This window comes from Streptomyces echinatus (genome assembly GCF_014203595.1).
Lineage (GTDB): Bacteria > Actinomycetota > Actinomycetes > Streptomycetales > Streptomycetaceae > Streptomyces > Streptomyces echinatus.
The window spans coordinates 236857-263219 of the sequence record NZ_JACHJK010000008.1 but is presented as its reverse complement, the minus strand read 5'-3'; the positions used below and the strand labels follow the sequence as shown (position 1 = coordinate 263219).

The 26363-nt window shown below is 70.2% G+C and carries 25 protein-coding genes and 1 riboswitch; of the genes, 16 read left to right on the top strand and 9 right to left on the bottom strand.

Annotated elements, in window-relative coordinates; translation table 11 throughout:
* Positions 1-13: 13 nt before the first annotated feature.
* The gene (locus tag FHS34_RS23435; RefSeq protein ID WP_184968572.1) at positions 14-1420 is read right to left on the bottom strand and encodes a family 2B encapsulin nanocompartment shell protein; all 1407 of its coding nucleotides are present in this window, start codon (positions 1418-1420) and stop codon (positions 14-16) included.
* A 298-nt stretch (positions 1421-1718) separates the two neighbouring features.
* Here FHS34_RS23435 and FHS34_RS23430 point away from each other — a divergent pair, with 298 nt between their 5' ends.
* Both FHS34_RS23430 and FHS34_RS23425 read left to right on the top strand, forming a co-directional pair.
* Positions 1719-2312 carry an N-acetylmuramoyl-L-alanine amidase gene (locus FHS34_RS23430; protein WP_184968570.1) on the top strand — a complete coding sequence of 198 codons (594 nt, stop codon included), beginning with the start codon at positions 1719-1721 and terminating at the stop codon, positions 2310-2312.
* A 256-nt stretch (positions 2313-2568) separates the two neighbouring features.
* Positions 2569-3483 carry a 1-aminocyclopropane-1-carboxylate deaminase/D-cysteine desulfhydrase gene (locus FHS34_RS23425; protein ID WP_184968568.1) on the top strand — a complete coding sequence of 305 codons (915 nt, stop codon included), beginning with the start codon at positions 2569-2571 and terminating at the stop codon, positions 3481-3483.
* Between the two features lie 99 nt (positions 3484-3582).
* Here FHS34_RS23425 and FHS34_RS23420 read toward each other — a convergent pair whose 3' ends face one another.
* A complete protein-coding gene (locus FHS34_RS23420; protein ID WP_184968566.1) occupies positions 3583-5166 on the bottom strand; it encodes a Na+/H+ antiporter in 1584 nt (527 codons plus the stop codon).
* Between the two features lie 61 nt (positions 5167-5227).
* Between FHS34_RS23420 and FHS34_RS23415 the strand changes: the two genes are divergently transcribed.
* From FHS34_RS23415 to FHS34_RS23405, 3 genes are all read left to right on the top strand, one after another.
* Positions 5228-5488: a UBP-type zinc finger domain-containing protein gene (locus FHS34_RS23415; protein WP_184968564.1), complete on the top strand. Its 261-nt coding sequence runs from the start codon at positions 5228-5230 to the stop codon at positions 5486-5488.
* A gap of 298 nt (positions 5489-5786) precedes the next feature.
* Entirely contained in the window at positions 5787-6203 is a 417-nt protein-coding gene (locus tag FHS34_RS23410; protein WP_030609825.1) for an ATP-binding protein, read from the top strand.
* Between the two features lie 17 nt (positions 6204-6220).
* Positions 6221-7360: an RNA polymerase sigma factor SigF gene (locus FHS34_RS23405; protein ID WP_184968562.1), complete on the top strand. Its 1140-nt coding sequence runs from the start codon at positions 6221-6223 to the stop codon at positions 7358-7360.
* A gap of 96 nt (positions 7361-7456) precedes the next feature.
* On the opposite strand, the gene FHS34_RS23400 is transcribed toward FHS34_RS23405, so the two are convergent.
* On the bottom strand, positions 7457-7909 hold the full coding sequence (locus FHS34_RS23400) for a hypothetical protein (protein WP_184968560.1): 453 nt from the start codon (positions 7907-7909) through the stop codon (positions 7457-7459).
* A gap of 134 nt (positions 7910-8043) precedes the next feature.
* On the opposite strand from FHS34_RS23400, the gene FHS34_RS23395 reads away from it, so the two are divergent.
* Positions 8044-9012 (top strand): diacylglycerol/lipid kinase family protein, encoded by a 969-nt coding sequence (locus tag FHS34_RS23395; protein WP_184968558.1) that lies wholly within the window; start codon positions 8044-8046, stop codon positions 9010-9012.
* Positions 9013-9332: 320 nt separating this feature from the next.
* Positions 9333-9590 (top strand): WhiB family transcriptional regulator, encoded by a 258-nt coding sequence (locus FHS34_RS23390; protein ID WP_016639615.1) that lies wholly within the window; start codon positions 9333-9335, stop codon positions 9588-9590.
* A gap of 324 nt (positions 9591-9914) precedes the next feature.
* On the opposite strand, the gene FHS34_RS23385 is transcribed toward FHS34_RS23390, so the two are convergent.
* Together FHS34_RS23385 and FHS34_RS23380 are read right to left on the bottom strand one after the other, a co-directional pair.
* Positions 9915-11390, bottom strand: a complete 1476-nt coding sequence (locus tag FHS34_RS23385) for a sensor histidine kinase (protein ID WP_184968556.1) — start codon at positions 11388-11390, stop codon at positions 9915-9917.
* A 323-nt stretch (positions 11391-11713) separates the two neighbouring features.
* Positions 11714-12343, bottom strand: a complete 630-nt coding sequence (locus FHS34_RS23380; protein ID WP_184968554.1) for a TetR/AcrR family transcriptional regulator — start codon at positions 12341-12343, stop codon at positions 11714-11716.
* A gap of 93 nt (positions 12344-12436) precedes the next feature.
* Here FHS34_RS23380 and FHS34_RS23375 point away from each other — a divergent pair, with 93 nt between their 5' ends.
* From FHS34_RS23375 to FHS34_RS23340, 8 genes are all read left to right on the top strand, one after another.
* Complete coding sequence (locus FHS34_RS23375) at positions 12437-13189, top strand: SDR family oxidoreductase (RefSeq protein WP_184968552.1); 753 nt, start codon at positions 12437-12439, stop codon at positions 13187-13189.
* Between the two features lie 179 nt (positions 13190-13368).
* Complete coding sequence (nagB, locus tag FHS34_RS23370) at positions 13369-14154, top strand: glucosamine-6-phosphate deaminase (protein WP_184968550.1); 786 nt, start codon at positions 13369-13371, stop codon at positions 14152-14154.
* Positions 14155-14512: 358 nt separating this feature from the next.
* Positions 14513-15274 (top strand): GntR family transcriptional regulator, encoded by a 762-nt coding sequence (locus FHS34_RS23365; protein WP_184968548.1) that lies wholly within the window; start codon positions 14513-14515, stop codon positions 15272-15274.
* Between the two features lie 121 nt (positions 15275-15395).
* Entirely contained in the window at positions 15396-15659 is a 264-nt protein-coding gene (locus FHS34_RS23360; RefSeq protein ID WP_184968546.1) for a DUF3311 domain-containing protein, read from the top strand.
* On the top strand, positions 15656-17284 hold the full coding sequence (gene mctP, locus FHS34_RS23355) for a monocarboxylate uptake permease MctP (RefSeq protein ID WP_184968544.1): 1629 nt from the start codon (positions 15656-15658) through the stop codon (positions 17282-17284). Before FHS34_RS23360 ends, mctP begins: the two co-directional genes overlap by 4 nt.
* A gap of 74 nt (positions 17285-17358) precedes the next feature.
* On the top strand, positions 17359-17865 hold the full coding sequence (locus tag FHS34_RS23350; RefSeq protein ID WP_184968542.1) for a GNAT family N-acetyltransferase: 507 nt from the start codon (positions 17359-17361) through the stop codon (positions 17863-17865).
* 77 nt (positions 17866-17942) lie between these two features.
* Positions 17943-18020: riboswitch (cobalamin riboswitch) on the top strand.
* Between the two features lie 145 nt (positions 18021-18165).
* The gene (locus tag FHS34_RS23345; RefSeq protein ID WP_184968539.1) at positions 18166-20523 is read left to right on the top strand and encodes a ribonucleoside-diphosphate reductase subunit alpha; all 2358 of its coding nucleotides are present in this window, start codon (positions 18166-18168) and stop codon (positions 20521-20523) included.
* Positions 20523-21536 carry a ribonucleotide-diphosphate reductase subunit beta gene (locus FHS34_RS23340; RefSeq protein WP_184968537.1) on the top strand — a complete coding sequence of 338 codons (1014 nt, stop codon included), beginning with the start codon at positions 20523-20525 and terminating at the stop codon, positions 21534-21536. Before FHS34_RS23345 ends, FHS34_RS23340 begins: the two co-directional genes overlap by 1 nt.
* 79 nt (positions 21537-21615) lie before the next feature.
* Here FHS34_RS23340 and FHS34_RS23335 read toward each other — a convergent pair whose 3' ends face one another.
* Positions 21616-21831, bottom strand: coding sequence for a hypothetical protein (locus FHS34_RS23335; RefSeq protein WP_221509315.1), 216 nt, complete (start codon positions 21829-21831; stop codon positions 21616-21618).
* 93 nt (positions 21832-21924) lie between these two features.
* Here FHS34_RS23335 and FHS34_RS23330 point away from each other — a divergent pair, with 93 nt between their 5' ends.
* On the top strand, positions 21925-22887 hold the full coding sequence (locus tag FHS34_RS23330; RefSeq protein WP_184968533.1) for a GlxA family transcriptional regulator: 963 nt from the start codon (positions 21925-21927) through the stop codon (positions 22885-22887).
* A 22-nt stretch (positions 22888-22909) separates the two neighbouring features.
* Here FHS34_RS23330 and FHS34_RS23325 read toward each other — a convergent pair whose 3' ends face one another.
* The 3 genes from FHS34_RS23325 to def form a co-directional block, all read right to left on the bottom strand.
* Entirely contained in the window at positions 22910-24298 is a 1389-nt protein-coding gene (locus tag FHS34_RS23325) for a bifunctional albaflavenone monooxygenase/terpene synthase (RefSeq protein ID WP_184968531.1), read from the bottom strand.
* Positions 24295-25380, bottom strand: coding sequence for an epi-isozizaene synthase (cyc1, locus tag FHS34_RS23320; protein WP_425579044.1), 1086 nt, complete (start codon positions 25378-25380; stop codon positions 24295-24297). The genes FHS34_RS23325 and cyc1 overlap by 4 nt, the downstream gene beginning before the upstream one ends.
* A 287-nt stretch (positions 25381-25667) precedes the next feature.
* Positions 25668-26318, bottom strand: coding sequence for a peptide deformylase (def, locus tag FHS34_RS23315; RefSeq protein WP_184968528.1), 651 nt, complete (start codon positions 26316-26318; stop codon positions 25668-25670).
* Between the last annotated feature and the right edge of the window lie 45 nt (positions 26319-26363).

Sequence of the window (26363 nt, the reverse complement as noted above, 5' to 3'; positions counted from 1 at the left end):
ACGTGCGGAAACGTCACCTCCACCGGCCGATCTCGACGTTCTCCAGCACGCCCAGCGCGTCGGGCACCAGGACAGCGGCCGAGTAGTACGCCGTCACCAGGTACTTGATGATGGCCTGTTCGTTGATGCCCATGAAACGGACGGACAGGCTCGGCTCGATCTCGTCCGGGATGCCCGACTGCCTGAGGCCGATGACGCCCTGCTCGGACTCGCCGGTACGCATGGCGATGATCGACGTCGTGCGGGCCTCGCTGATCGGGATCTTGTTGCACGGGTAGATCGGCACGCCGCGCCAGGTCGGGATGCGGTTGCCGGCGATGTCGACGGTCTCCGGGACCAGTCCCCGCTTGTTCAGCTCGCGCCCGATCGCGGCGATCGCGCGCGGGTGGGCCAGGAGCAGCTTGGTGCCCCGGCGGCGGCTGAGCAGCTCGTCCAGGTCGTCCGGGCCGGGCACGCCGTCGTGCGGCTGGATCCGCTGGTCGTACTCGCAGTTGCTGAGCAGTCCGAACTCCGCGTTGTTGACCAGCTCGTGCTCCTGGCGCTCCTTCAGTGCCTCGACCGTGAGCCGCAACTGCTGCTCGGTCTGGTTCATCGGCTGGTTGTACAGGTCGGCCACGCGCGAGTGGATGCGCAGGACGGTCTGGGCGATGCTCAGTTCGTACTCTCGGGGCCGTGCCTCGTAGTCCACGAAGGTGTGCGGGATGTCGGGCTCGCCGGAGTGGCCGGCCGCCAGCTCGACCTCCTTCTCGCCGTACTTGTTGGTGCGCTGCTCGGGGATCGCGCGCAGCTGTTCGAGGTGCCCGCGCAGCGAGTCCGAGCGCTCCGCGACCTGCTCGAAGTCCTGGCGGCTGAGGATCAGCACCGTGCTCGCGGTGTCCGCGCGGACGGTGTACTCCCAGATGGCCTCCGGGTCGAGCAGCGCCTGGTCTCCGAAGTAGGCGCCGTCGGCGAGCACACCGAGGACGGCGTCGTCGCCGTAGGGGCCCGTGCCGACCTTCTCCACCCGGCCGTGGGCGAGCAGATAGACCTCGTTCGTCTGGTTGCCGAAGTCGGCGATCACCTCGCCGGGGGCGAAGTCGCGCTGACGGCAGCGGCGGGCCAGCTCCGTCAGCACCTCCTCGTCCTCGTAGGAGCGCAGGGCCGGCAGCTCCCCCAGTTCGGCCGGGATGACCTCCACCTGGTCCCCGGTCTTCACGAAGGTGATGCGGCCGTCGCCGACGGCGTAGGTCAGCCGCCTGTTCACCCGGTAGGTGCCGCCCTGGACATCCACCCAGGGGAGCGTGCGCAACAGCCAGCGGGAGCTGATCTCCTGCATCTGTGGAACGGACTTGGTGGTGGTGGCCAGGTTCCGCGCTGCCGCCGTCCCGAGGGACTGCTGCGGCTTGCCCTGCTCCGTGCGGACCTCTTCGCCTACCGACATAAGGAAATGACCTCCCATGTATGCCCGGCGCCGAACTTGCACCGGGCACCGGTCTCGCATTCGAGCCTCCCAGCACGGTGGGTGAGCGCGCCATTACCCGAAAGAGCGGGAATGGATCATCGGATTAGTGGGCACAAAGAGGGACCCCACCCCCGGCTCCGACGAAGTGTGCGTCCTGTCCGGATCGGCTCGCACAGCATCCGAACGATGTGTCCCGAGACATCCGGTTTCGATAGAAGCAGGCAGGACAGACGGCCGCGACCGGCGGCCGGACGGGCACGGCACGAAGGAGTCGCGCATGGCCCCACCCATGTCGGCGGGCGCATTCCTGGACACCCTTCGGGCGGAGGGCGTCACGGTCGTCGAGGTCGGCGACTGGCAGCACCACAACCGCAACCACAAGGGCCCCTGGGGCCCCGTTCACGGCGTGATGATCCACCACACGGTGACCAGCGGCAGCGAGCGCACGGTGAAGCTGTGCCGGGCCGGCTACCCGGAGCTTCCGGGGCCGCTGTGCCACGGAGTGATCACCAAGGACGGCAGGGTCCACCTGGTCGGCTACGGCCGCGCCAACCACGCCGGACTCGGCGACGACGAGGTGCTGCGCGCGGTGATCGCGGAGAGGGGGCTGCCGCTGGACAACGAGGCGAACACCGACGGCAACCGGCACTTCTACGGCTTCGAGTGCGAGAACCTCGGCGACGGCGAGGACCCGTGGCCGCAGGAGCAGCTGACCGCGGTCGAACGGGTCGCCGCGGCGCTGTGCCGCCATCACGGCTGGACGGAACGGTCGGTCATCGGCCACCGGGAGTGGCAGCCGGGCAAAGTGGATCCCCGGGGGTTCACGATGCCGTGGCTGAGGGAACGGATCGCCGAGCGCCTGAAAGGCTGACGGCGCCGGGTCGGTCCGGGGCCGGCACCGTCCGGCCCCGGACCGGCTGCGGGCACCCCGGCGGGCCGGGCCCGGTCGCCGTCGAACGCGCCGACGCCGGTCGTGGGCTCGCCGTCGAACGCGCCCACGCCGGTCGTGGGGTCGCCGGCGAACGCGCCCACGCCGGTCACGGAGTCGCCGTCGAGGGGCGCGCCGCGCGGGCGGGGGCGGGCGCCCCGGCCCCGGCGTGACCCCCGCCCCGGGCGACAATGGAGCGGTGACCAGCCCCGACCCGCTCGCCCCTCGCCTTCCCTCCCCTCTCCAGGAGGCGGGCGACGACCGTTTCGGCCGCCGCGGGCTCGGGCTGCTGCTCAAGCGCGACGACCTGATCCACCCCGACCTCATCGGCAACAAGTGGCGCAAGCTGGTGCCGAACATCGCGGCGGCGCGGGGCCGCGCCCTGGTCACCTTCGGCGGGGCCTACTCCAACCACCTGCGGGCCACCGCCGCCGCGGGCCGTCTGCTGGGCCTGCCGACCACGGGCGTGGTCCGCGGCCAGGAGCTGGCCGACCGCCCGCTCAACCCGTCCCTGGCCCGGTGCGCGGCCGACGGCATGCGCCTGCACTTCGTCGACAGATCGACATATCGCCGCAAGTCCGAGCCGGACACCCTGGCCGGGATCCTCCGCGCGGCCGGCGCCGAGCGGGCGTACGTCGTCCCGGAGGGCGGCAGCAACGCCGAGGCGGTACGCGGCTGCCGTGCCCTCGGTGCGGAACTGCGCGGCCACGCGGACACCGTCGCGGTCGCCTGCGGCACCGGCGGCACCCTCGCCGGACTCGCGGCCGGGCTGTCGGCCGGCCGGCGGGCGCTCGGCATACCGGTACTGAAGGGCGGGTTCCTGGAAGCCGACGTACTGGCCCTGCAGGAACGTGCCTTCGGCGTCCGCAGCGGCACCTGGTCGCTGGACGACCGCTTCCACTGCGGCGGCTACGCCCGTACGACACCTGAACTGGAGCGATTCGCACGGGACTTCGAGCAGCGACACGGACTGCCCGTGGAGCGTCTCTATGTCGCCAAGTTGCTGTACGGACTCGTCACCCTCGCGGAGGAGGGCGCCTTCGCGCGCGGGACCACGATCGCGGCCGTCGTCACCGGCCGCCCGTTCCCGGACGCCCCGGTGGTCACTCCCTGAGCCCCGGCGGCGGCCGCCCCGGGATGTCCGGCGGCCGCCCCGGAGCCCCCGGCAGCCGCCTTGAGCCGCCGGAAGCCGCTGCGGAGCCGCCCCGGAGCGTTACCCGGCCTCCCTGAAGGCCGCCGCCTCCTCCAGGTCCAGCCGTCTCAGCAGGGCGCGCAGCATCTCGTCGTCGATGTACCGGTGGTCACGGAGCCGGACGAAGACCTCGCGTTCGGCGCTGATCATCTCCCGGGACAGCCGGCGGTAGGTGTCGTCCACGGACTCGCCGGTGACCGGGTTGACCTGGCCGAGCCGCTCCCAGACGGCGTTGCGGCGGCGCTCCAGGACCGTGCGCAGCCGGTCGGCGAGCGGCGGCGGCAAGGCGTTGCGCTCGTCGGAGAGGAGTTCGTCGAGCCGGGCCTCGGCGGCCCGCGAGGCCTGCGCCTGGGCGTTGGCCTCGGCGAGCGTCTCGGCCTGCCGGTCGCGGGCGGGGAACTTCAGCAGCCGGATCAGCGGTGGCAGCGTCACGCCCTGGACGACGAGCGTGCCGATGACGGTGGTGAAGGTCAGAAACAGGATCAGGTTGCGGGGGCCGGCGGCCATGGCCGACGGGATGGCGAAGGCGATGGCCAGGGACACGACACCGCGCATGCCGGCCCAGGAGATGACCATCGCGCCCCGCCAGGTGGGGTCCGGTTCGCGCTCCCTGATGCGGGCCGAGAGCAGGCGGGGCAGGAAGGTCGCCGGATAGACCCAGGCGAACCGGGCCGCGACCACGACCAGGAAGACCGCGACGGCGTACCAGGCCGCGGAGGCCCCCTCGTACTCCCCGAGCCGCTTCAGGACGATCGGCAGCTGGAGGCCGATCAGGGCGAACACCGCGGACTCCAGCACGAAGGCGACCATCTTCCACACCGCCTCCTCCTGGAGCCTGGTGGCGAAGTCGACCTCCCACGCGCGATGGCCGAGATACAGGGCGACGACCACGACGGCGAGCACCCCGGAGGCGTGCACCCCCTCCGCGACCCCGTAGGCCACGAACGGGATCAGCAGCGAGAGCGTGTTCTGCAGGAGCGGCTCGGCCAGGTGCGTACGCAGCCAGTGCAGGGGCGCCATGAGAACGAGACCGATCCCGACGCCGCCGACCGCCGCGAGCGCGAACTCGCCGATGCCGCCGGCCCAGGTGGCCCCCGCGCCCACCGCGGCGCCGAGGGCCACCTTGTAGGCGGTGATCGCGGTGGCGTCGTTCAGCAGGGACTCGCCCTGCAGGATCGTCGTGATCCGTGAGGGCAGCCCGACCCGGCGTGCGACCGCCGTGGCGGCCACCGCGTCCGGCGGGGCCACCACCGCGCCCAGCACCAGCGCCGCGGGCAGCGACAGCCCGGGGACGATCAGATAGGCGGCCCAGCCGACGACGAGGGTCGCGAAGAGCACGTAACCCACCGAGAGCAGCGCCACCGGCCGCAGCTGCGCCCGCAGGTCGAGGTAGGAGCTGTCGCTCGCCGAGGTGTACAGCAGCGGGGGCAGCAGCAGCGGCAGGACGACGTGCGGATCGAGGGTGTACGACGGCACTCCGGGGATGTAGGAGACCGCCAGGCCGACGGCGACGAGCAGCAGGGGTGCCGGCGCGGGGGTGCGCCTGGCCGCCGCCGCCACCGCCGCACTGCCCGCCACCAGCAACAGCAGGGGCATCACGTCCATGCTCTTCGCCCACCCTCTTTTTCCGCGCGGCCACCCGCACACCCGTCGTAATCTGGCAATCATGAAACAGTGCACGCACGCCGACGCGCTGCCGCACCCGGAACCGGAGCCGCTCGACAGGACGTGTCCGGAGTGCCTGCGCACCGGCACGCATCCGATCCAGCTGCGGCTGTGCCTCACCTGCGGCCATGTCGGCTGCTGCGACTCCTCGCCGGGACGGCACGCCACGGAGCATCATGAGACGTCCGGTCACCCGGTGATGCGGACCTTCGAGCCCGGCGAGGACTGGCGGTGGTGCTTCGTCGACCACGTGCTCGTCTGAGCGGGAGGGTCTCACCCGGCCCCGTTCTCGTGTGACACTGCATGCGGTGGCTGCCGCACGACGGTTCGAGCGTCTGACGTCTGGGTACGTCAACCCGGCGCGCGCTCTCCCCATTTGGGCACGCAAACCCTCTAGACACGGAGCGTATCCACAGCTTTACTGTGAGTGACGCCAGGGGGTTGGGGTCCCGGGGACAGGAACGTTCGGAGCGCGATAGCGTCACCGCTTGAACCACGTACGCGTTACCCCGAGGGGCGACCCTCGGCCCCGTAAAGCTTGTACCACCATGGAGGTGAGGGTGTCCCAGATCGCAGGCGAGCCCGCGGCGAACCAGGACTTCGTGGAAGTCCGGCTGCCGGCTGCGGGTGCCTACCTGTCGGTGCTGCGGACGGCCACGGCCGGTCTGGCGGCCCGCTTGGACTTCACCCTGGACGAGATCGAGGACCTGCGCATCGCCGTGGACGAGGCCTGCGCGATCCTGCTCCAGCAGGCCGTGCCCGGCTCGGTCCTCAGCTGCGTCTTCCGGCTGGTCGACGACTCGCTGGAAGTCACCGTTTCGGCACCGACCACGGACGGCCACGCCCCCTCACGGGACACCTTCGCGTGGACCGTGCTGTCGGCCCTCGCGGGCAAGGTCTCGTCTGCGGTGGACGAGGACAAGACGGTGTCGATCAGCCTCTACAAACAGCGTGGCGTCGGCCCCGGGCCGGCGTGAGGAACGGGGACGGGCCGGTGCGGGACGAAGAGCGCGGCACACGGGAGCTACCGACCGGGGACGGAGGCGCCCCCTGGTCATGGGAATCCTCCCGCTCGAGCGAAGCCGACAGCACGGGTGGCGCCGAGACCGCCGGGGCAGGCCCCCGGGACGGTTCCCAGCGCACGGCGGACGGCATCGACGGCATCCCCGAGCAGGCCAGACCGCACCCGGAGGACGACTCCGCGCGGGTCGACGGTGACGATGCCGGACCGGGCACGCCACCGGAGACAGGCGACGGAGCCGCGTCCACCGTCCGCGCGGGGGCGAGGGCTCGGGGAAGGGCTACGGGCGGGACGATGAGCGAGCACGAGCGATACGCCGAGGACGACGCGGAGGCCGTGCGGGCCGCCCAGCACGACGCCCAGGACCGCAGCGGTGCGCGGGCGAGGTTCGTCGAGCTGCGCAAGCTGAACGCGGGCAGCGCGGAGTACGCGGAGCTGCGCAACCAGCTGGTCCGTATGCACCTGCCGCTCGTGGAACACCTGGCACGCCGGTTCCGTAACCGCGGCGAGCCGCTGGACGACCTCACCCAGGTCGCCACGATCGGCCTGATCAAGTCCGTCGACCGGTTCGACCCCGAGCGAGGCGTGGAGTTCTCCACGTACGCGACCCCGACCGTCGTCGGCGAGATCAAGCGGCACTTCCGCGACAAGGGCTGGGCGGTCCGCGTGCCGCGCCGGCTGCAGGAGCTGCGGCTCGCGCTGACCACCGCGACGGCCGAGCTGTCCCAGCTGCACGGCCGCTCCCCGACGGTCCACGAGCTGGCCGAGAAGCTCTCGATCTCCGAGGAGGAGGTCCTGGAGGGCCTGGAGTCCGCGAACGCGTACTCCACGCTGTCCCTGGACGTCCCCGACACGGACGACGAGTCGCCGGCGGTCGCCGACACCCTGGGCGCCGAGGACGAGGCGCTGGAGGGCGTCGAGTACCGCGAGTCCCTCAAGCCGCTGCTGGAGGACCTGCCGCCGCGCGAGAAGCGGATCCTGCTGCTGCGCTTCTTCGGGAACATGACCCAGTCGCAGATCGCGCAGGAGGTCGGCATCTCCCAGATGCACGTCTCGCGCCTGCTGGCCCGCACCCTGGCCCAGCTGCGGGAGAAGCTCCTCGTCGAGGAGTGAGTCCCGCCCCGAGGCGCTCGGCGGACCTGCGCGGCGGGCCTTGCCCGAGGGGACCGCTCGCCGGATCCGCTCGGCGAGCGCCGCTCTCCGCGAGCCCTACTCGGCCCGGCCCGGCCCCTTGATCCCGAGGGCCCGGGTCGTCTCGCCGTTGACGAGGAGCACCAGCGCCGTCACGGCGACCGCCGTGAGGACGATGCCGGCCGGGATGGCCAGGCCGTCGGCGTGGATCAGGTTGTAGGCCACCGGCAGGGCCATGACCTGGGTGATCACCGCGGGGCCCCGGCTCCAGCCCCGCCGCAGCAGCAGCCCGCGCGCGGCGAGCAGCGGCAGCAGTGCGAGCACCATCAGGGTGATCCCGAGGGTCACGGCCTGCTGCCGGTCGTCCGGGTCACCGGTGAGCCCGAGGACGAGCGCTCCCAGACCGCCGGCCATCAGGGCGGCACCCTCCAGCGCGGCCAGCACCGCCGCGTACGTCAGCCTGCGCGGGCGGGGCTCCGTGGCCACGCCGGCCGCGTCGGTGTCCGGGGCGGGATTCTGCTCACTGCTCACCCCAGCAGGGTAGCCCCGCCCCCGGAGCGCCCCGCCGCGCCCCGTGCCCGAGTGTCCAGGCTCACGCCCCCTTCTCTTACCCGATCCCTACCTCGGTCTGGGCCGAGTACCCCCCAGTAGGTACGCTGCCTTGCATGCGTGCACTTCTCGTGGTCAATCCGGCGGCAACCACCACAAGCGCACGCAGACGCGATGTCCTGATCCACGCGCTGGCGAGCGAGATGAAGCTGGAGGCGGTCACCACCGAGTACCGCGGCCATGCGCGCGACCTCGGCCGGCAGGCGGCGGAGAGCGACGACATCGACCTGGTCGTGGCGCTCGGCGGCGACGGCACGGTCAACGAGGTGGTCAACGGCCTCCTGCACGCCGGCCCGGACCCGGAGCGGCTTCCCGGTCTCGCCGTCGTCCCCGGTGGTTCCACGAACGTCTTCGCCCGGGCCCTGGGCCTGCCCAACGATCCCGTCGAGGCCACCGGCGCACTGCTGGACGCGCTGCGCGACGGCACCGAGCGGGTCGTCGGCCTCGGACTGACCTCGGGTCCGCCGGGCAGTGAGGACGAGGCGGCGCCGGCCCGCTGGTTCACCTTCAACGCCGGGCTCGGCTTCGACGCGGGCGTGGTGGGCCGGGTCGAGCAGCAGCGCGAGCGCGGAAAGAAGTCGACGCACGCGCTCTACGTCCGTCAGGTGGTCCGGCAGTTCCTCGGCGAGCCGAACCGCCGGCACGGCACGATCACGCTCGACCGGCCCGGCGAGGACCCGGTCGAGGATCTTGTGGTCGCCATAGCCTCGAACACGTCCCCGTGGACGTATCTCGGCAATCGCCCGATGTACACATCGCCTAAGGCCTCGTTCGACACCGGTATCGATGTGCTGGGTCTCAGCCGCCTGTCGACGGCCGCGGTTGCCCGGTATGGCACCCAGTTGCTCACTTCGTCCCCCGAGCGCGGCCCCCACGGCAGGCACGCGGTCTCACTGCACGATCTGGACCAGTTCACCTTGCATTCGAAGGTGCCCCTGCCCCTTCAGATGGACGGTGACCACCTGGGGCTGCGTACCAGCGTGACGTTCACAGGCGTACGCCGCGCACTGCGTGTGATTGTGTGAGCGGAACGGGCCAAAGTCCTTTCACTCGAACGTTTAGGCCAGGGTCCACCCCATGGAAGTACGGCTGTGACCCAGTCGACACCGAGGAATCAAAAAAAACTTTCCGGAAGGGGTTGTATCCGCCGCTGAGGTTTGCGAGTCTCTACGTGGCGATCGGGACGGCCCGCAAGACCGGCCTCCACTGATCACCGGAACCCCTCTTCAAACCAAGGACCACGCCGGGGAAGACTCGGCGGTCGGCCCTTCACTTGTTGAGGGATTCGTGAAAGCGTTCACATTCACAAGCAACCTGCATGTAATACCAAGGAGAGGTAGCAGCCATGGACTGGCGTCACAACGCCGTTTGCCGCGAGGAAGACCCCGAGCTCTTCTTCCCCATCGGCAACACCGGTCCTGCGCTGCTGCAGATCGAGGAAGCCAAGGCCGTCTGCCGTCGCTGCCCCGTCATGGAGCAGTGCCTGCAGTGGGCGCTCGAGTCCGGCCAGGACTCCGGCGTCTGGGGTGGTCTCAGCGAGGACGAGCGCCGCGCCATGAAGCGCCGCGCCGCCCGCAACCGGGCCCGTCAGGCCTCCGCCTGACATACCCACCCCTGCTGACAGCCTGAGCTTGGCGGCGCGCACAGCACGTACGCATCTCCCGCCCCCGAGCCGCAGCGCGCAGTATCCCCCGATGCGCTTAGCGATTTAGCAGAGCAGCAACGAGCACAAGCCTCGGACCAATGGCGGTCCGGGGCTTTTTGCTGTGCCGACTCGCCCGCGGCACGCATCAGCCTTCGCGGCGCGCATCAGCCTTCGCAGCATCCAGCGGCCTTCGCGGCATTCGACGGCTTCGCGGTGCTCGACGTCCTTCGCGGCACCCGACGGCCTTGTGCGCTCGACGGCCTTTCAGGAAAGGCCGTCCGCTCACTTCTGCGCACGCACCGGAATGTCCAGGATCACCCGCGTCCCCCGCTCCGGGGCCGGCACCATGTCGAACGAACCGCCCAACTCGCCCTCCACCAGGGTCCGTACGATCTGGAGACCCAGGTTTCCCGAACGGTGCGGGTCGAAGTTCTCGGGCAGTCCCACGCCGTCGTCCTGCACGGTGACCAGCAGACGGGCCTCCTTGGTGGTGCCGCCGCGCACCGCGGCGACCTCGACCGTGCCCATGTCGCCCTCGCGGAAGCCGTGCTCCAGGGCGTTCTGCAGGACCTCGGTCAGGACCATGGACAGGGGCGTGGCGACCTCGGCGTCGAGCACGCCGAACCGTCCGCTGCGCCGGCCGGTCACCTTGCCCGGCGAGATCTCGGCGACCATGGCCAGCACCCGGTCGGCGATGTCGTCGAACTCCACCCGCTCGTCCAGGTTCTGAGACAGCGTCTCATGCACGATCGCGATCGAGCCGACCCGGCGGACCGCCTCCTCCAGGGCCTCCCGGCCGCGCTCGGAGTCGATGCGCCGGGCCTGGAGCCGGAGCAGGGCGGCGACCGTCTGGAGGTTGTTCTTCACCCGGTGGTGGATCTCCCGGATGGTGGCGTCCTTCGTGATCAACTCGCGTTCACGGCGCCGCAGTTCGGTGACGTCCCGGAGCAGCACCAGAGACCCGATGCGCACCCCCTTGGGCTTGAGCGGGATGGCCCGGAACTGGATGACGCCGTCGTGGGCCTCGATCTCGAACTCGCGCGGCGCCCAGCCGCTTGCCACCTTGGCCAGCGCCTCGTCCACCGGCCCCCGGGTGGGGGCGAGTTCGGCGGTGGTCTGCCCGAGGTGATGGCCGACCAGGTCGGAGGCGAGGCCGAGCCGGTGATAGGCGGACAGCGCGTTCGGGGAGGCGTACTGGACGACACCGTCCGCGTCCAGCCGGATCAGGCCGTCGCCGACACGCGGCGAGGCGTCCATGTCGACCTGCTGGTCGGGGAACGGGAAGGAGCCGGCCGCGATCATCTGCGCGAGGTCGGAGGCGCTCTGGAGGTAGGTCAGCTCCAGCCGGCTCGGGGTGCGCACGGTGAGCAGGTTGGTGTTCCGGGCGATCACCCCGAGGACGCGGCCCTCCCGCCGTACGGGGATCGACTCGACCCGTACGGGGACCTCTTCACGCCACTCCGGATCGCCCTCGCGCACGATCCGGCCCTCGTCCAGCGCCACGTCCAGCATGGGCCGCCGGCCGCGCGGCACCAGGTGGCCGACCATGTCGTCCTGGTACGAGGTCGGGCCGGTGTTGGGGCGCATCTGGGCGACCGAGACGTACCGGGTGCCGTCCCGGGTGGGGACCCACAGCACCAGGTCGGCGAAGGAGAGGTCGGAGAGCAGCTGCCACTCCGAGACCAGCAGGTGGAGCCACTCGAGATCGGAGTCGTCGAGGGCGGTGTGCTGGCGTACGAGTTCGTTCATGGAGGGCACGTGTGCGAGCGTACCCGCGGCGCGCGAATGGCTGGAAAAACACCCGCGGGCCGCGGCGCCTGGAAGGGACCCTCAACCCTCCCGGCACCGCAGCCCGGAGCATCATCGGCCGTGGGGTGTGCGGTCCCGGTCGGCCGAAGGTCGAGGAGCCGGGGCAGTCAGGGCAGAGAGCACCGGTTCCTCGATCCGCCTTCCTGTGCGGGGAAGGCGGAGGCTTGTCATACTCGATTGTGGACTAGACCACGAGGGCGTGTCCATGGCGTGGGGGCGTCCGCGCCGCGCGGGCGTGGGCACGCGATGCCACGCAGCCTAGCCCGCCCGGCTCAGTCGTGGGGCCAGATGGTCATGGCAATTTCCGCGAGCGCTTCCAGTTCCTCCCGGCCGGCGCCGTCGCGGGCCTGCTGGGACATGCCCTGGATCATGGCGCCCGCGTGCCGGGCGAGGGTGGCCGCGTCGGTGCCGGCAGGCAGCAGTCCCGCCGCGACGTCGGCGCGGATCCGGGATTCGAAGGCAGCGATGCCGGCGTTGCGCCGGTCCCGCAGCAGCGCCTCCACCTCGGGGCTGCTGCAGTTCGTGGCGGCGTGCACCATCAGGCAGCCGTACGGGTGGGCCGGGTCGGCGTACGCGGCGGCGGCCTCGCGGAGCAGGCGCGCGATGCCCTCGCGAGCCGTGGGCTCCTCGGCGAGGGCGCGGTCGCCGAAGGCGCCGTACGTGTCCGCGTAGACCTGGACGACCTCGTCGAACAGGGTGCGCTTGTCGCCGAAGGCCGCGTAGAGGCTGGGGGCGCCGATGCCCATGATCCGGGTGAGGTCGGAGACCGAGGTGGCCTCGTACCCGTGTTCCCAGAACGCCATCAGCGCCTTCTCCAGCGCTGTGGCCCGGTCGAAGGAGCGGGGCCGGCCCCGCGTCCGGCCCGTTCCGCCCTGTGCCTGCGTGTCCCGACCCGTCGCCATGGGGACTATTTTATAGCGTGCCCTAGAAAATTGTCCGCGGGGTCGTGTACGGTCTTTCTGTAGCGACCACTAGACAAATCTGGAGGGGTGGACATGGGTGCGCTCACGGGGAAGACGGCGCTGGTCACCGGCGGGAGCCGGGGCATCGGACGGGGTATCGCCGAGCGGCTGGGACGCGACGGGGCCAGGGTGGCGGTGCACTACGGGAGCAACGAGACCGCCGCGAAGGAGACGGTCACGGCGATCGAGGCGGCCGGCGGCTCGGCGTTCCCGATCGGGGTGGAACTGGGAGCGCCGGGGGACGCCGAGCGCCTGTGGCAGGAGTTCGACCGGCACACGGACGGACTGGACATCCTCGTGCACAACGCGGGCATCGGCGCCTCGCACCCCTTCGCCGAGATCGGGGAGGAGGAGTACGACCGGCTCTTCGCGGTGAACGTGAAGGCACCGTTCTTCCTGACCCAGCTCGGCGCGGAGCGACTGCGGGACGGCGGACGGGTGGTGAACATATCGTCCGGACTGGCGCGGTCCGCCGCGATGCCCGCGACGATCGCCTACGGGATGACCAAGGCGGCGCTCGACGTCTTCACCCGGGACCTGTCCAAGGTGCTCGGCCCCCGCGGGATCACGGTGAACTCGGTGGCGCCCGGCATCGTGGACACCGACATCAACGCCTCGTGGCTGCGCGCGAGCGACGAGGCGCGGAAGGAGGCCGCCGCGTTCTCGGCGCTGGGACGGGTGGGGACCGCGGCGGACATCGCCGACGTGGTGGCCTTCCTGGTCTCGGAGGACGGCCGCTGGGTGACCGGTCACTGGCTCGACGCGACGGGCGGCTCGCTCACCTGAGCAAGGGGGCCTGACGAGGGGCGGAACGGGCATGCGGCGGACCGGGTGACGGGCCGGTTCGAGACCGGCCCGCCGGCCCGGGAAATCCCCTTCTTCTCCGCGCCCGGGAACGCCGATTCTGTTAGATTGGTCTAAACCACCTAGACGCACAGAGCCCTCTCCAGAACGGCAGGCCCAGCGTGGAAGTTGTCATCGTTCCGGACGCCGCGGCGGGCGGCGAGCTGATCGCCGAGGCCATGGCCCAGCTGCTGCGACGCAAGCCCGACGCGCTGCTCGGCGTGGCCACCGGCTCCACCCCGCTGCCCATCTACCAGGCACTGACCGCCAAGGTGCGCTCCGGCGCCGTGGACGTCACCCGGGCGCGAATAGCGCAGCTCGACGAGTACGTGGGGCTGCCCGCGGACCACCCCGAGTCCTACCGTTCGGTCCTGCGCCGTGAGGTGCTGGAGCCGCTGGGCATGGGCATGGACGCGTTCCTGGGACCGGACGGCTCGGCCCGGGACGTCCAGGCGGCCTGCGAGGCGTACGACCGGGCGCTCGCCGCGGCCGGCGGAGTGGACCTGCAGCTGCTCGGCATCGGGACCGACGGGCACATCGGGTTCAACGAACCCTGCTCCTCGCTCGCCTCGCGCACCCGGATCAAGACGCTGACCGAGCAGACCCGGGTCGACAACGCCCGCTTCTTCGACGGCGACATCGAGCAGGTCCCGCACCACGTCATCACCCAGGGCATCGGCACGATCCTGGAAGCCCGGCACCTGGTGCTGCTGGCGACTGGCGAGGGCAAGGCGGACGCGGTCGCCGCGACCGTCGAGGGTCCGGTCGCGGCCGTCTGCCCGGCCTCCGCACTCCAGCTCCACCCCCATGCCACGGTGGTCGTGGACGAGGCCGCCGCGTCCAAGCTGAAGCTGGCCGACTACTTCCGGCACACCTACGCCAACAAGCCGGAGTGGCAGGGGATCTAGCCGGAGCGGCAGGGGATCTGGGCGGAGCGGCAGGGGATCCGGCGGATCCGGCCCACCGTCCCGCCGCACCGCCGGAGCAAGGGGCGACGTGGCGGAGCCGGCCCCGGCGGCGGAGACTGGGACGGGGCGAGCCTGGGCCGCGCGAACCGGAGCCGCGAGGTGTGACGGCGCCGGCCGGGGCGGTGCCGGGCGCCCGCGCCGCCGCGCGATGGACTAGACCAGCAGCGGGCGCAACGGTATATAGAGGGGATCACGGAGCGTGCGGGTGGAGTCCTGACACAACAACCCGTGCCACGATGTGAGCCGTGGCCGATGGGATGTCGGTCGCTTTCGGCATTCGGAGCCGGGAAGGCAGAGCATGACCACCGACGTCAGCAGTGCGGAGAACGAGGCCGGCACCACCCGTACCGCGCGCGTGCCCAAGTACTACCGCCTGAAGAAGCACCTGCTCGACATGACGGAGACGCAGGCGCCGGGCACTCCGGTGCCGCCCGAGCGCACGCTGGCCGCCGAGTTCGACACGTCCCGCACCACGGTGCGCCAGGCCCTGCAGGAACTGGTCGTGGAGGGCCGGCTCGAACGTATCCAGGGCAAGGGCACCTTCGTCGCCAAACCCAAGGTCTCCCAGGCGCTGCAGCTCACCTCCTACACCGAGGACATGCGGGCGCAGGGGCTGGAGCCGACCTCGCAGCTGCTGGACATCGGTTATGTCACCGCCGACGACCGGCTCGCCGAACTGCTCGACATCACCGCCGGCGGGCGCGTGCTGCGCATCGAGCGGCTGCGCATGGCCAACGGTGAGCCGATGGCCATCGAGACCACCCATCTGTCGGCCAAGCGCTTCCCGGCCCTCAGGCGCTCGCTGGTGAAGTACACCTCCCTGTACACCGCGCTCGCCGAGGTCTACGACGTCCATCTCGCCGAGGCCGAGGAGACCATCGAGACCTCCCTGGCCACCCCGCGCGAGGCGGGCCTGCTCGGCACCGACGTGGGCCTGCCGATGCTGATGCTCTCCCGCCACTCGCTGGACCGCGAGGGCAAGCCGGTGGAGTGGGTGCGGTCGGTGTACCGGGGCGACCGGTACAAGTTCGTGGCCCGGCTGAAGAGGCCGGCGGAGTAACAACCGGGCGCGTTCGCTGAATCGATATACCGATATGCGGACGAGGTCTTCCGCTGTCACGACGCCGTCACCTAGATTGCCTGCGCATTACAGGTGATCAGTGAGGGGACGGAGCCGTGGCATGTCCGAAACGCCTGAAGTGAGACCACCGGTGGTGACACCGGCCCGAGTGATCATCGCCGTGTGTCTCGTCGCGCCCTTCGTGGCGATGCTGTGGGTCGGCTCGTACGCCAAGACGGACCCGGCGTTCATCGGGATCCCGTTCTTCTACTGGTACCAGATGCTCTGGGTGCTGATCTCCACCGCGCTCACGATGCTCGCCTACCAGCTGTGGAAGCGTGACCAGCGCGCCCGCGAGGACGCGAACGGGGGTGCGGTGAAGTGAAGGACGGCGTCAACGGCGTCGCGCTCGGCGTCTTCATCTTCTTCTTCCTGGCCGTCACGGTCATGGGCTTCCTGGCCGCGCGCTGGCGCAAGGCCGAGAACGAGCAGTCCCTGGACGAATGGGGCCTGGGGGGCCGGTCCTTCGGCACCTGGGTCACCTGGTTCCTGCTCGGCGGTGACCTGTACACGGCGTACACGTTCGTCGCCGTCCCGGCGGCCATCTACGCGGCGGGCGCGGCGGGCTTCTTCGCGGTGCCGTACACGATCCTGGTGTACCCGCTGATCTTCACCTTCCTGCCCCGCCTCTGGTCGGTCTCGCACCGCCACGGGTACGTCACCACCTCCGACTTCGTGCGCGGCCGGTTCGGCTCGAAGGGCCTGTCGCTGGCGGTCGCGGTGACCGGCATCCTGGCGACGATGCCGTACATCGCGCTCCAGCTCGTCGGCATCCAGGCGGTGCTGGACGTGATGGGCGTCGGCGGCGGAGAGAACACCAACTGGTTCGTGAAGGACCTGCCGCTGCTCATCGCCTTCGGTGTGCTGGCCGCCTACACCTACTCCTCGGGCCTGCGCGCCCCCGCGCTGATCGCGTTCGTCAAGGACGCCCTGATCTACATCGTCATCGCGGTGGCGATCATCTACATCCCGATCAAACTGGGCGGGTTCGACGACGTCTTCGCCAAGGCGGGCGACGCCTTCGCCCAGGTCAACCCGGCGACCGGCAAGCCGCGCGGCGCGCTGGTCCCGGCGGAGGCGGGCCAATGGACCTACGCCACCCTGGCGTTGGGCTCCGCCCTGGCCCTCTTCATGTACCCGCACTCGATCACCGCGACGCTCTCCTCCAGGAGCCGCGAGGTGATCCGCCGCAACACCACGATCCTGCCGCTGTACTCCCTCATGCTGGGTCTGCTGGCGCTGCTGGGCTTCATGGCGATCGCGGCCGGTGTGAAGGTCACCAACGGCCAGCTGGCCATCCCGCAGCTGTTCGAGGACATGTTCCCGGACTGGTTCGCGGGCGTGGCCTTCGCCGCGATCGGCATCGGCGCGCTGGTCCCGGCGGCGATCATGTCCATCGCCGCGGCCAACCTCTTCACCCGCAACATCTACAAGGACTTCATCAAGCCGGACGCCACGGCCGCCGAGGAGACCCGCGTCTCCAAGATCGTGTCGCTGCTGGTGAAGGTCGGAGCCCTGGTCTTCGTCCTCACCATGGACAAGACCGTCGCCATCAACTTCCAGCTGCTGGGCGGGATCTGGATCCTGCAGACCTTCCCGGCCCTGGTCGGCGGACTGTTCACCCGCTGGTTCCACCGCTGGGCGCTGCTGGCCGGCTGGGCTGTGGGCATGGTCTACGGCACGGTGGCGGCGTACGGAGTCGCCTCGCCCACCCAGAAGCACTTCGGCGGCAGCGCCAAGGAGATTCCGGGCATCGGCGAGATCGGCTACATCGGCCTGACGGCGTTCGTGATCAACGTCGTGGTCACGGTGGTCCTGACCTTCGTGCTGAAGGCGCTGAAGGCCCCCGAGGGCCTCGACGAGACCAGGCCGGAGGACTACACCGCGGACGCCGGTGACCCCGGGGTCCAGGCGGAGCTGCCGTCCGCGACCGCGGGCGCCGGTCACTAGCCGGGCGCCGTTCGACGGGCCGCCGGAGGACTTCCGGCGGCCCGTCGTCGTACCCCTCGGGCAGACTCGGTGTCATGGACTTCCTGATCCGGCGGGCCGGCCCCGAGGAGTACGGCGCGCTGGGCGAGATCACCGCTCAGGCGTACCTCCGGGACGGCCTCCTCGCCTTCGACGAGGACGACTGGTACCTGGGCGAGCTGCGGGACGTCGCCGGGCGGGCCGCCGCCGCGGAGGTCCTCGTGGCCGTCCGGGACGCCGGCCTCCTCGGCGGCGTCACCTTCGTTCCCTCCGGCGGCCCCATGACCGACATCGCGGGCCCGGGCGAGGCCGAGATCCGGATGCTGGCCGTCGACCACGCCGCCCGGGGCCAGGGTGTCGGCGAGGCGCTGGTGCGGGCCTGTGTCGAGCGGGCGCGGGCCGTCGAAGGCTGTGCCGGCGTGGTGCTCTCCACGCAGCGGACGATGCGCACCGCCCACCGCATCTACGAACGCCTCGGCTTCGAGCGCGCGCCGGAGCGGGACTGGAATCCGCTCCCGGGCCGTTCCGACCTCACGCTGCTCACTTACGCGTTGACCCTCTGAGACCGGAGCGACACAACATCTGGGGGTGACAGGACAGCCCGGCACTAGATGTATGCTCATCCCCGTTGTCGTCGCAGGGGAATCCGGTGCGAATCCGGAACTGTCCCGCAACGGTGTACTCGCGTGCGTCCGCACGCCTGTTCAGTCCGAGGACCTGCCGGCAGCCCACCCGGTCGTCCGATCCGGGTGCGTTCTGACGTCCGGGCCTCGCGGAGTGGGCTGGTGGACGCGACGCCGTGCGCGCTCGTGGTCGCCCCTGCCCTTCGCCAGGCCCCCGTGCCGAGCGAGGGAGAGCCCCACGTGACCATCGCGCCAGCCGACCCGGCTTCAGTCACCGAGCTGGAGACCGACGGTCCCGGTACCGCACTGCTGCGGACCTTGACCGAGCTGACCGTCGATCTGCCCGACGCCGACCCGGGGCGGGTCGCCGCCGCCGCGCTGCGTGGCCGGTCCGCGCGGGCCGACGAGGCGGAACTGCGGGAGCTGGCCACGGAGGCCTCCGCCGGCCTGATCTCCGAGGACCCCGTCTACTCGAAGCTGGCGGCCCGGCTGCTGACCCTCGCGATCCGGGACGAGGCCGCCTCGCAGGGCGTGACGTCGTTCACCGGGTCCATCGCGGTCGGGCACCGGGAGGGCCTGATCGCCGACCGCACCGCGGAGTTCGTCCGGATCCACGCCGAGCGGCTCGACGCGCTGGTCGACGTCGCGGCCGACGACCGGTTCGGCTACTTCGGCCTGCGCACCCTGCACAGCCGTTACCTGCTGCGCCACCCGATCACCCGCAAGGTCGTCGAGACGCCCCAGCACTTCATGCTGCGCGTGGCGAGCGGTCTGGCGGAGGACGACACGACGCGCTCCGTGGACGAGGTCGCGGCGCTGTACGGGCTGATGAGCCGCCTGGACTATCTGCCGTCCTCCCCCACCCTGTTCAACTCGGGCACGCGACACCCGCAGATGTCGTCCTGCTACCTGCTCGACTCCCCGCTGGACGAGCTGGACTCCATCTACGACCGCTACCACCAGGTCGCCCGGCTGTCGAAGCACGCCGGCGGCATCGGTCTGTCGTACTCCCGCATCCGCAGCCGTGGTTCGCTGATCCGGGGGACGAACGGGCACTCCAACGGCATCGTGCCGTTCCTGAAGACCCTGGACGCCTCCGTCGCCGCGGTGAACCAGGGCGGCCGGCGCAAGGGCGCCGCCGCGGTCTACCTGGAGACCTGGCACTCCGACATCGAGGAGTTCCTGGAGCTGCGGGACAACACCGGCGAGGACGCCCGCCGCACCCACAACCTCAACCTGGCGCACTGGATCCCGGACGAGTTCATGCGCCGGGTCAACGCCGACGAGCAGTGGTCGCTGTTCTCCCCCGCCGACGTGCCCGAGCTGGTCGACCTGTGGGGCGAGGAGTTCGACGCCGCCTACCGCGGGGCCGAAGCCGCCGGCCTGGCGAAGAAGACCATGCCGGCCCGCGAGCTGTACGGCCGGATGATGCGCACCCTGGCACAGACCGGCAACGGCTGGATGACCTTCAAGGACGCCGCCAACCGCACCGCCAACCAGACCGCCGAGGCCGGCAACGTCATCCACTCCTCCAACCTCTGCACCGAGATCCTGGAGGTCACCGACGACGGCGAGACGGCCGTCTGCAACCTCGGCTCCGTCAACCTCGGCGCCTTCGTGTCCGACGGCGACATCGACTGGGACCGGCTGGACGAGACGGTGCGTACGGCCGTCACCTTCCTCGACCGCGTCGTCGACATCAACTTCTACCCCACCGAGCAGGCGGGCCGCTCCAACGCCAAGTGGCGTCCGGTCGGACTGGGCGCGATGGGCCTGCAGGACGTCTTCTTCAAGCTGCGCCTGCCCTTCGACTCCGCCGAGGCCAAGGCCCTGTCCACCCGGATCGCCGAGCGCATCATGCTGGCCGCCTACGAGGCCTCCGCCGACCTCGCCGAGCGCAACGGCCCGCTGCCCGCCTGGGACCAGACCCGCGCCGCCCGCGGCGTCCTCCACCCCGACCACTACGGCGTCGAGCCCGCCTGGCCCGAGCGGTGGGACGCCCTGCGCACGCGCATCGCGGAGACGGGCATGCGCAACTCGCTGCTCCTGGCGATCGCGCCGACGGCCACCATCGCCTCGATCGCGGGGGTGTACGAGTGCATCGAGCCGCAGGTGTCGAACCTGTTCAAGCGCGAGACCCTCTCCGGTGAGTTCCTCCAGGTCAACTCCTACCTGGTGCAGGACCTGAAGAACCTCGGCGTCTGGGACGCCCGCACCCGCGAGGCCCTGCGCGACGCCAACGGCTCCGTCCAGGACTTCGTCTGGATCCCGGAGGACGTACGCGACCTCTACCGCACGGCCTGGGAGATCCCCCAGCGCGGCCTCATCGACATGGCCGCCGCCCGCACCCCGTACCTGGACCAGGCCCAGTCCCTCAACCTGTTCCTGGAGACGCCGACGATCGGCAAGCTCTCCTCCATGTACGCCTACGCCTGGAAGTCCGGGCTGAAGACGACGTACTACCTGCGCTCCCGTCCGGCGACGCGCATCGCCCGCGCCGCCCAGGCGCAGGCCACCATCCCCGTGCAGCAGGTCACCGACCCCGACGCGGTCGCCTGCTCGCTGGAAAACCCCGAGTCCTGCGAGGCCTGCCAGTAATGACCACCCGAAACACCAACCTCCTCGACCCGGGCTTCGAACTGACCCTGCGCCCCATGCGCTACCCCGACTTCTACGAGCGCTACCGGGACGCCATCAAGAACACCTGGACCGTCGAGGAGGTCGACCTCCACTCCGACGTCGCCGACCTCGCCAGGCTCACGCCCGAGGAACAGCACCTCATCGGCCGCCTGGTGGCCTTCTTCGCCACCGGCGACTCGATCGTCGCCAACAACCTCGTGCTGACGCTGTACAAGCACATCAACTCCCCCGAAGCCCGTCTGTACCTGAGCCGGCAGCTGTTCGAGGAAGCCGTACACGTCCAGTTCTATCTGACCCTCCTGGACACCTACCTCCCCGACCCGGACGACCGCGCCGCCGCCTTCGACGCCGTGGAGAACATCCCCTCCATCCGCGAGAAGGCCGGGTTCTGCTTCAAGTGGATCAACGAGGTCGAGAAGATCGACCGGCTGGAGACCAAGGCCGACCGCCGCCGCTTCCTGCTCAACCTCATCTGCTTCGCCGCCTGCATCGAGGGACTGTTCTTCTACGGCGCCTTCGCCTACGTCTACTGGTTCCGCAGCCGCGGCCTCCTGCACGGCCTGGCCACCGGCACCAACTGGGTCTTCCGCGACGAGACGATGCACATGTCCTTCGCCTTCGACGTAGTGGACACCGTCCGCAAGGAGGAGCCGGAGCTCTTCGACGACGAGCTCCAGCAGCAGGTCACCGACATGCTGCGGGAGGCCGTCGAAGCCGAGCTGCAGTTCGCCCGCGACCTCTGCGGCGACGGCCTGCCCGGCATGAACACCGACTCGATGCGCCAGTACCTCGAATGCGTCGCCGACCAGCGCCTGACGCGTCTCGGCTTCGCCCCGGTGTACGGCTCGGAGAACCCCTTCTCCTTCATGGAGCTCCAGGGCGTCCAGGAGCTGACCAACTTCTTCGAGCGCCGTCCCTCCGCCTACCAGGTCGCCGTGGAGGGCACGGTCGACCTGGACGAGGACTTCTGACCGGCCACGGGCTGTTCGGCGTCGCCCGTCCGCACCGCCTTCGGGAGGGTGCGGACGGGCGACGCCGTTCGTTCTCCGGTCAGGCGTGCCGGGCCACGCCGGAGCGCCTCCCGAGGCGCTCGGGCTCTTCCTTCGCTCCGGCGCGCGGGGGCGTCGCGGGCCGCTCCGCCTCCCTGAGCTGTCGGTCGACGCGCCGGTCGCGCACCGCTCCGAGCGCGGACGGGAGGATCAGGAGGACCAGGATCCCGAGGGTGGCGAGGATTCCGATGAGGCCTTCGATCTGGTTTCCGTTCATGGACACCACTGTCGCGCCGAATGCTCCTTACCGTGAGCGGCAGGACTGCCGCACACCCTCGAATTACCGCCACTGTCGAGGCACACTGTCAGCATGCTGAAGAACGTGGCCGCCGTCCTGCTGGACGGAGTGCATCCCTTCGAGCTGGGCGTCGTGTGCGAGGTGTTCGGCATCGACCGCAGCGACGACGGACTGCCCGTGTACGACTTCGCCGTGGTGTCGGCGGAGGGCCCCGAGCTGCGCACGCACTGCGGGTTCGGCGTGACCACCCCGTACGGCCTGGAGCGGCTGGAGGAGGCCGATCTGATCGCCGTACCGGCCGGTGAGACCTATGCGCAGCGCGAGTATCCGGCGGAGCTGCTGGCGGCGCTGCGGCGGGCCGTCGACCGGGGCACACGGGTGCTCAGCGTCTGCTCCGGCGTGTTCGTGCTGGCCGCGGCGGGACTGCTGGACGGGCGGCGCTGCGCGGTGCACTGGCACCACGCCGAGCAGCTCGCCCGGCGCTACCCCCGGCTCACGGTCGAGCCGGACGTGCTGTACGTGGACGAGGATCCCGTCATCACCTCCGCCGGCACCGCCGCCGGGATCGACGCCTGTCTGCACCTGGTGCGCAAGGAACAGGGCCCGGAAGTCGCCAACAAGATCGCCCGCCGGATGGTGGTGCCGCCGCACCGGGACGGCGGGCAGGCCCAGTTCATCGAGCGGCCCCTGCCGAAGGCTCCCTGCGACACGGTCGGGGAGGTGCTGGCCTGGATGGAGAGCCATCTCGACCAGGAGGTCACCGTGGAGCAGCTCGCCGCCCGCGCCCACATGGCGCCGCGCACCTTCGCCCGGCGCTTCCAGCAGGAGACGGGGACCACTCCCTACCGGTGGATCCTTCGTCAACGGGTTCTGCTGGCACAGGAGTTGCTGGAGGGTACGGACGAGACGATGGACGCGATCGCCTGGCGCACCGGCTTCGGCACCGCCGCCGCGCTGCGCCATCAGTTCGTCCGGGCCCTCGGGACGACCCCGAACGCCTACCGGCGCGCGTTCCGGGGCCCGCAGGCCGCCTGAGCGCGCACCGGTACCAGGCGCCCTACCAGGGCATCGCCCGCAGGCGTAGGTCGTGCGGGCGGAGCGTGATGCCCACGCGGGTGCTGTCGTTCGACCCGTCGACCTGCTCGAAGCGGTACTTCGCCGAGATCGCCGCGGTGATCAGGCTCAGCTGGGTCATGGAGAAGTGGTCGCTGGGACACTTCCTGTTGCCGACGCTGAACGGGCTCATGGCGTACTTCGGTACGTCCTTGGCCCGCTCCGGCAGCCAGCGGTCGGGGTCGAAGTCGAGGTGGCGGGCGTAGGAGCGGCCGTCACGCTGGATCGCGTACGGGCTGTAGACGATGTCCGCCCCGGCCGGAATGCGATAGCCGCCGAGCTCGGTGTCGGTCACCGCGCGCCGCGTCAGAATCCATACGGCGGGCCGGAGCCGCATGGCCTCGACGACGACATTGTTGGTGTGCCTGAGCGCGCGCACGTGCTCGAATCCGACCGGTCGGCCACCGGTCACGGATTCGACCTCGGTCCGTACCTTCTCGGCGTGTTCCGGATGTTCGGCGAGGACCTGAAGCAGCCACATGATCGTGGACGCGACTGTTTCGCTGCCGGGGGTGAGTATCGCGACGACCTGGTCGTGGATCTCCTGTTCCCCGATGGGATCGCCATTGTCGTCCTTCGCCTCCAGCAATGCCGTCAGCAAATCGTCCGGCTTTTGACCAGACGCCCTCCGCTCGGCGACGATCTCATCCACCAGCAGATGCAAATCGGCCAATGCCCGGTTGAATTCGCGGTTGGCCGGGAACGGCAGCCGGTAGAGCGGCCCGAGCGGCATCACCATCCGGCGGTACATGCCCCGGAAGACGGCGGCGAGGTCGATGCTGAGCCGTTCCGCGCGCTCGTCCATGCAGTCGCCGCGCAGCAGGCAGCGGGCGGCGATCCGGACGGCGACCCGGAAGGACTCGGAGGTGCAGTCGATGGTCTCGCCGGGTTTCCAGCGGCCGGTCAGCGCGTGCGCCTCCTCCTCCATGACCGGGCCGTAGTCGGGTATCGCGTCGAGCCGGAACGCGGGCTGTATGGTGCGCCGCTGCCTGCGGTGCCGGGGGCCGTTCGCGGTGGCCACGCCCTCCTTGCCGAGGAGCCCTTCGAGGGACTCCCACAGCGGGCCGTCGATCTTGAAGTCGGGGCTCAGGGCCAGTGCCCCGGTGAGCGCGGGCGTGGTGACGGCGTACACCGTCTTGGGGCCGAGCCGCAGACGCACGATGTCACCGTGCTCGCGCAGCGCGGACATGAAGGCGAGCGGGTCGCGGACCAGTTTCAGGCCGTGCCCGAGGACCGGTACGGCTCCGCCGGCCAGGGGCGGTAAGCGCAGCTCGGGCGCCTCGGAGGTGTCGCGGGTCCCGGGGGCCTCGGGCTTGACCGACTCAAGGGTCATTTCTCACCTGCCGCTTCGTTCGTGACGTACGGGGGCGTGGACCGGTCGTCCCAGCTGTCGACCATGTACCGGCCGGACTCGTGGTGGAACCAGTAGACGGAGCTGAACCAGTTGCGCATATTCCCGACACAGGACCGGACGGCGGCACTCAATTCCTTGCCGCGCACCGTTCCGTCGTCGATTTCATCGGCGAACCGCAGGGCGTTCTTCTCCACCACGAGGAATTCCTCGATGCACTCCTCGATGCGTCGCCTGACTTCGTCCACCGTTTCTTCCAGGGTCAGTCCCTCATGGGTGATGAGACTGATTCCGAGATTGTGCACCTCATCGCCCGCTATTTCTTTCGGCAGTGAGCAGAGGTCGTTGTACCAGGCGGCGAACTCCTGACTGAGGAGGGCCGCCCGGCGATACGCCGGGTTTTTCCGCACGGCGCCCGGGAGTTCACGGCCCGCACTCGCTTCCAGCAGATCCGTCCATATCCAGTGGGCGAAGGTGTGGCGGCGCAGGGCGAGGTACTCCTCGACGCCGGGTATGTATCCTTCGGTGCGGTTGCGGAATTCGCGGTCGTAGGCCTCGATCACCGCGTGGAAGTGCCGGGCGAACCGCTGGTTCCAGGTGCGCGGCAGGAACCCGTACAGCCGCAGCACACTGTCCGCGAAGCTGGCCACCAGCGGGTCGGGATGGTGCAGATGGTGTCTGGGGGCGTCGAGGGCGGCGTGCAGCCGGTACCTCAGCCGCCGCCAGTGGCCCGCCCGGCCGTGCACGACGTCGCGGTCGTGGCGGTCGTCCCAGATGAAGAACCAGGCGCTGTAGTCGGCTATGGCCTGCAGGACCTCGTCCGGAGCCCCTGTGTAGTAGCCCGCCATGAGGTCCGTGTAGCACAGTCCATCGGCATATTCCGCTACCTTGGTCGCCGGCATGAGCCGCTTTTCCAGGAGCCAGAGCCGTGTCTTCTCCTGGAGCCGGGGCCAATACGGGTGCAGTTGCCGCGGAAAGGCGGATTCGATCACCGGGAGTGCCAGTGAGGGTGGCACTACGACCGCCGTCGCCGTCGCTGTGGTGCTGCGTGGGAAAGCTTGCACGTACAAACCCCTCTCAGCCGCCAGGAGCGCGCACCCCTCCCGTGCCGGGCGTGCGCCGTTGCGTATCCCCGCTCTTACATTCAGCACCACAACTGACCGGCGTGGGAACGGATTTGCTTCACTCACTACCCCATGGTGCCGAGAATCCCCCCTTGTGTGACTGATTAAGGATCACTAGGAGCGCACATTGGATCGGTTGTACGACGCACGCATGAGCGAACCGCGGCAACACGAAGGCGCCCGGCCGGGAAGGATCCCGGCCGGGCGCCCCAAGTGCCCTGCCCTGGTCAGTCGTTGGCGACCACGGGGTAGCGTGGCTCGTTCTCGGCCATCTGCCGCAGCGCGTCCTTGCGGTCCCGCTTCGACAGCCGGTCGATGTACAGGTAGCCGTAGAGGTGGTCGGTCTCGTGCTGCAAACACCGAGCGAAGTAGCCGGTGCCCCGGACCTTGACCGGGTTGCCCTTCTCGTCCTGGCCGGTCACCTCGGCGTAGTCCGGCCGGGCCAGCGACGCGTACGCCGTGGGCACGGACAGGCAGCCCTCGTTGCTGTCGTCGAGCCGGCGCCGCTCGGCGGGCAGGTCGACCAGCTTCGGGTTGCACACCACGCCGACGTGCCGGACGCCCTCGTCGTCCTGACAGTCGTAGACGAAGACCTTCGAGTCGACACCGATCTGGTTGGCGGCCAGGCCCACGCCCTCGGCGGTGCGCTGGCTGGCGAACATGTCGGCGACCAGCTGCTGCAGCTCCTCGCCGAACTCGGTGACGTCCCTGCACTCCTTGTGCAGCACCGGATTGCCGACGACCGTGATCGGCCGCGAGGTGCCGCGCTCACGCCAGGCGCTCTCGCGCTCCTCGCACTCCCCCGTGTCGACGACATAGCCCTCGTCGTCGACGGGGAGCACGCCCGCGTGCTGCTGATCGGTGTCCTGCTGCGCCATGACCGACGTACGCCTTCCTGCAAGCCTGGAAAATTCTGCGAGTAC

Coding starts and splice junctions, on each gene's coding strand:
- FHS34_RS23435 (WP_184968572.1), bottom strand. CDS start 1,420: ATGTCGGTAGGCGAAGAGGTCCGCACGGAGCAGGGCAAGCCGCAGCAG.
- FHS34_RS23325 (WP_184968531.1), bottom strand. CDS start 24,298: ATGACCCTTGAGTCGGTCAAGCCCGAGGCCCCCGGGACCCGCGACACC.
- FHS34_RS23330 (WP_184968533.1), top strand. CDS start 21,925: ATGCTGAAGAACGTGGCCGCCGTCCTGCTGGACGGAGTGCATCCCTTC.
- FHS34_RS23375 (WP_184968552.1), top strand. CDS start 12,437: ATGGGTGCGCTCACGGGGAAGACGGCGCTGGTCACCGGCGGGAGCCGG.
- FHS34_RS23360 (WP_184968546.1), top strand. CDS start 15,396: ATGTCCGAAACGCCTGAAGTGAGACCACCGGTGGTGACACCGGCCCGA.
- FHS34_RS23335 (WP_221509315.1), bottom strand. CDS start 21,831: ATGAACGGAAACCAGATCGAAGGCCTCATCGGAATCCTCGCCACCCTC.
- FHS34_RS23350 (WP_184968542.1), top strand. CDS start 17,359: ATGGACTTCCTGATCCGGCGGGCCGGCCCCGAGGAGTACGGCGCGCTG.
- FHS34_RS23365 (WP_184968548.1), top strand. CDS start 14,513: ATGACCACCGACGTCAGCAGTGCGGAGAACGAGGCCGGCACCACCCGT.
- FHS34_RS23430 (WP_184968570.1), top strand. CDS start 1,719: ATGGCCCCACCCATGTCGGCGGGCGCATTCCTGGACACCCTTCGGGCG.
- FHS34_RS23390 (WP_016639615.1), top strand. CDS start 9,333: ATGGACTGGCGTCACAACGCCGTTTGCCGCGAGGAAGACCCCGAGCTC.
- FHS34_RS23380 (WP_184968554.1), bottom strand. CDS start 12,343: ATGGCGACGGGTCGGGACACGCAGGCACAGGGCGGAACGGGCCGGACG.
- def (WP_184968528.1), bottom strand. CDS start 26,318: ATGGCGCAGCAGGACACCGATCAGCAGCACGCGGGCGTGCTCCCCGTC.
- FHS34_RS23340 (WP_184968537.1), top strand. CDS start 20,523: ATGACCACCCGAAACACCAACCTCCTCGACCCGGGCTTCGAACTGACC.
- FHS34_RS23415 (WP_184968564.1), top strand. CDS start 5,228: ATGAAACAGTGCACGCACGCCGACGCGCTGCCGCACCCGGAACCGGAG.
- FHS34_RS23395 (WP_184968558.1), top strand. CDS start 8,044: ATGCGTGCACTTCTCGTGGTCAATCCGGCGGCAACCACCACAAGCGCA.
- FHS34_RS23420 (WP_184968566.1), bottom strand. CDS start 5,166: ATGGACGTGATGCCCCTGCTGTTGCTGGTGGCGGGCAGTGCGGCGGTG.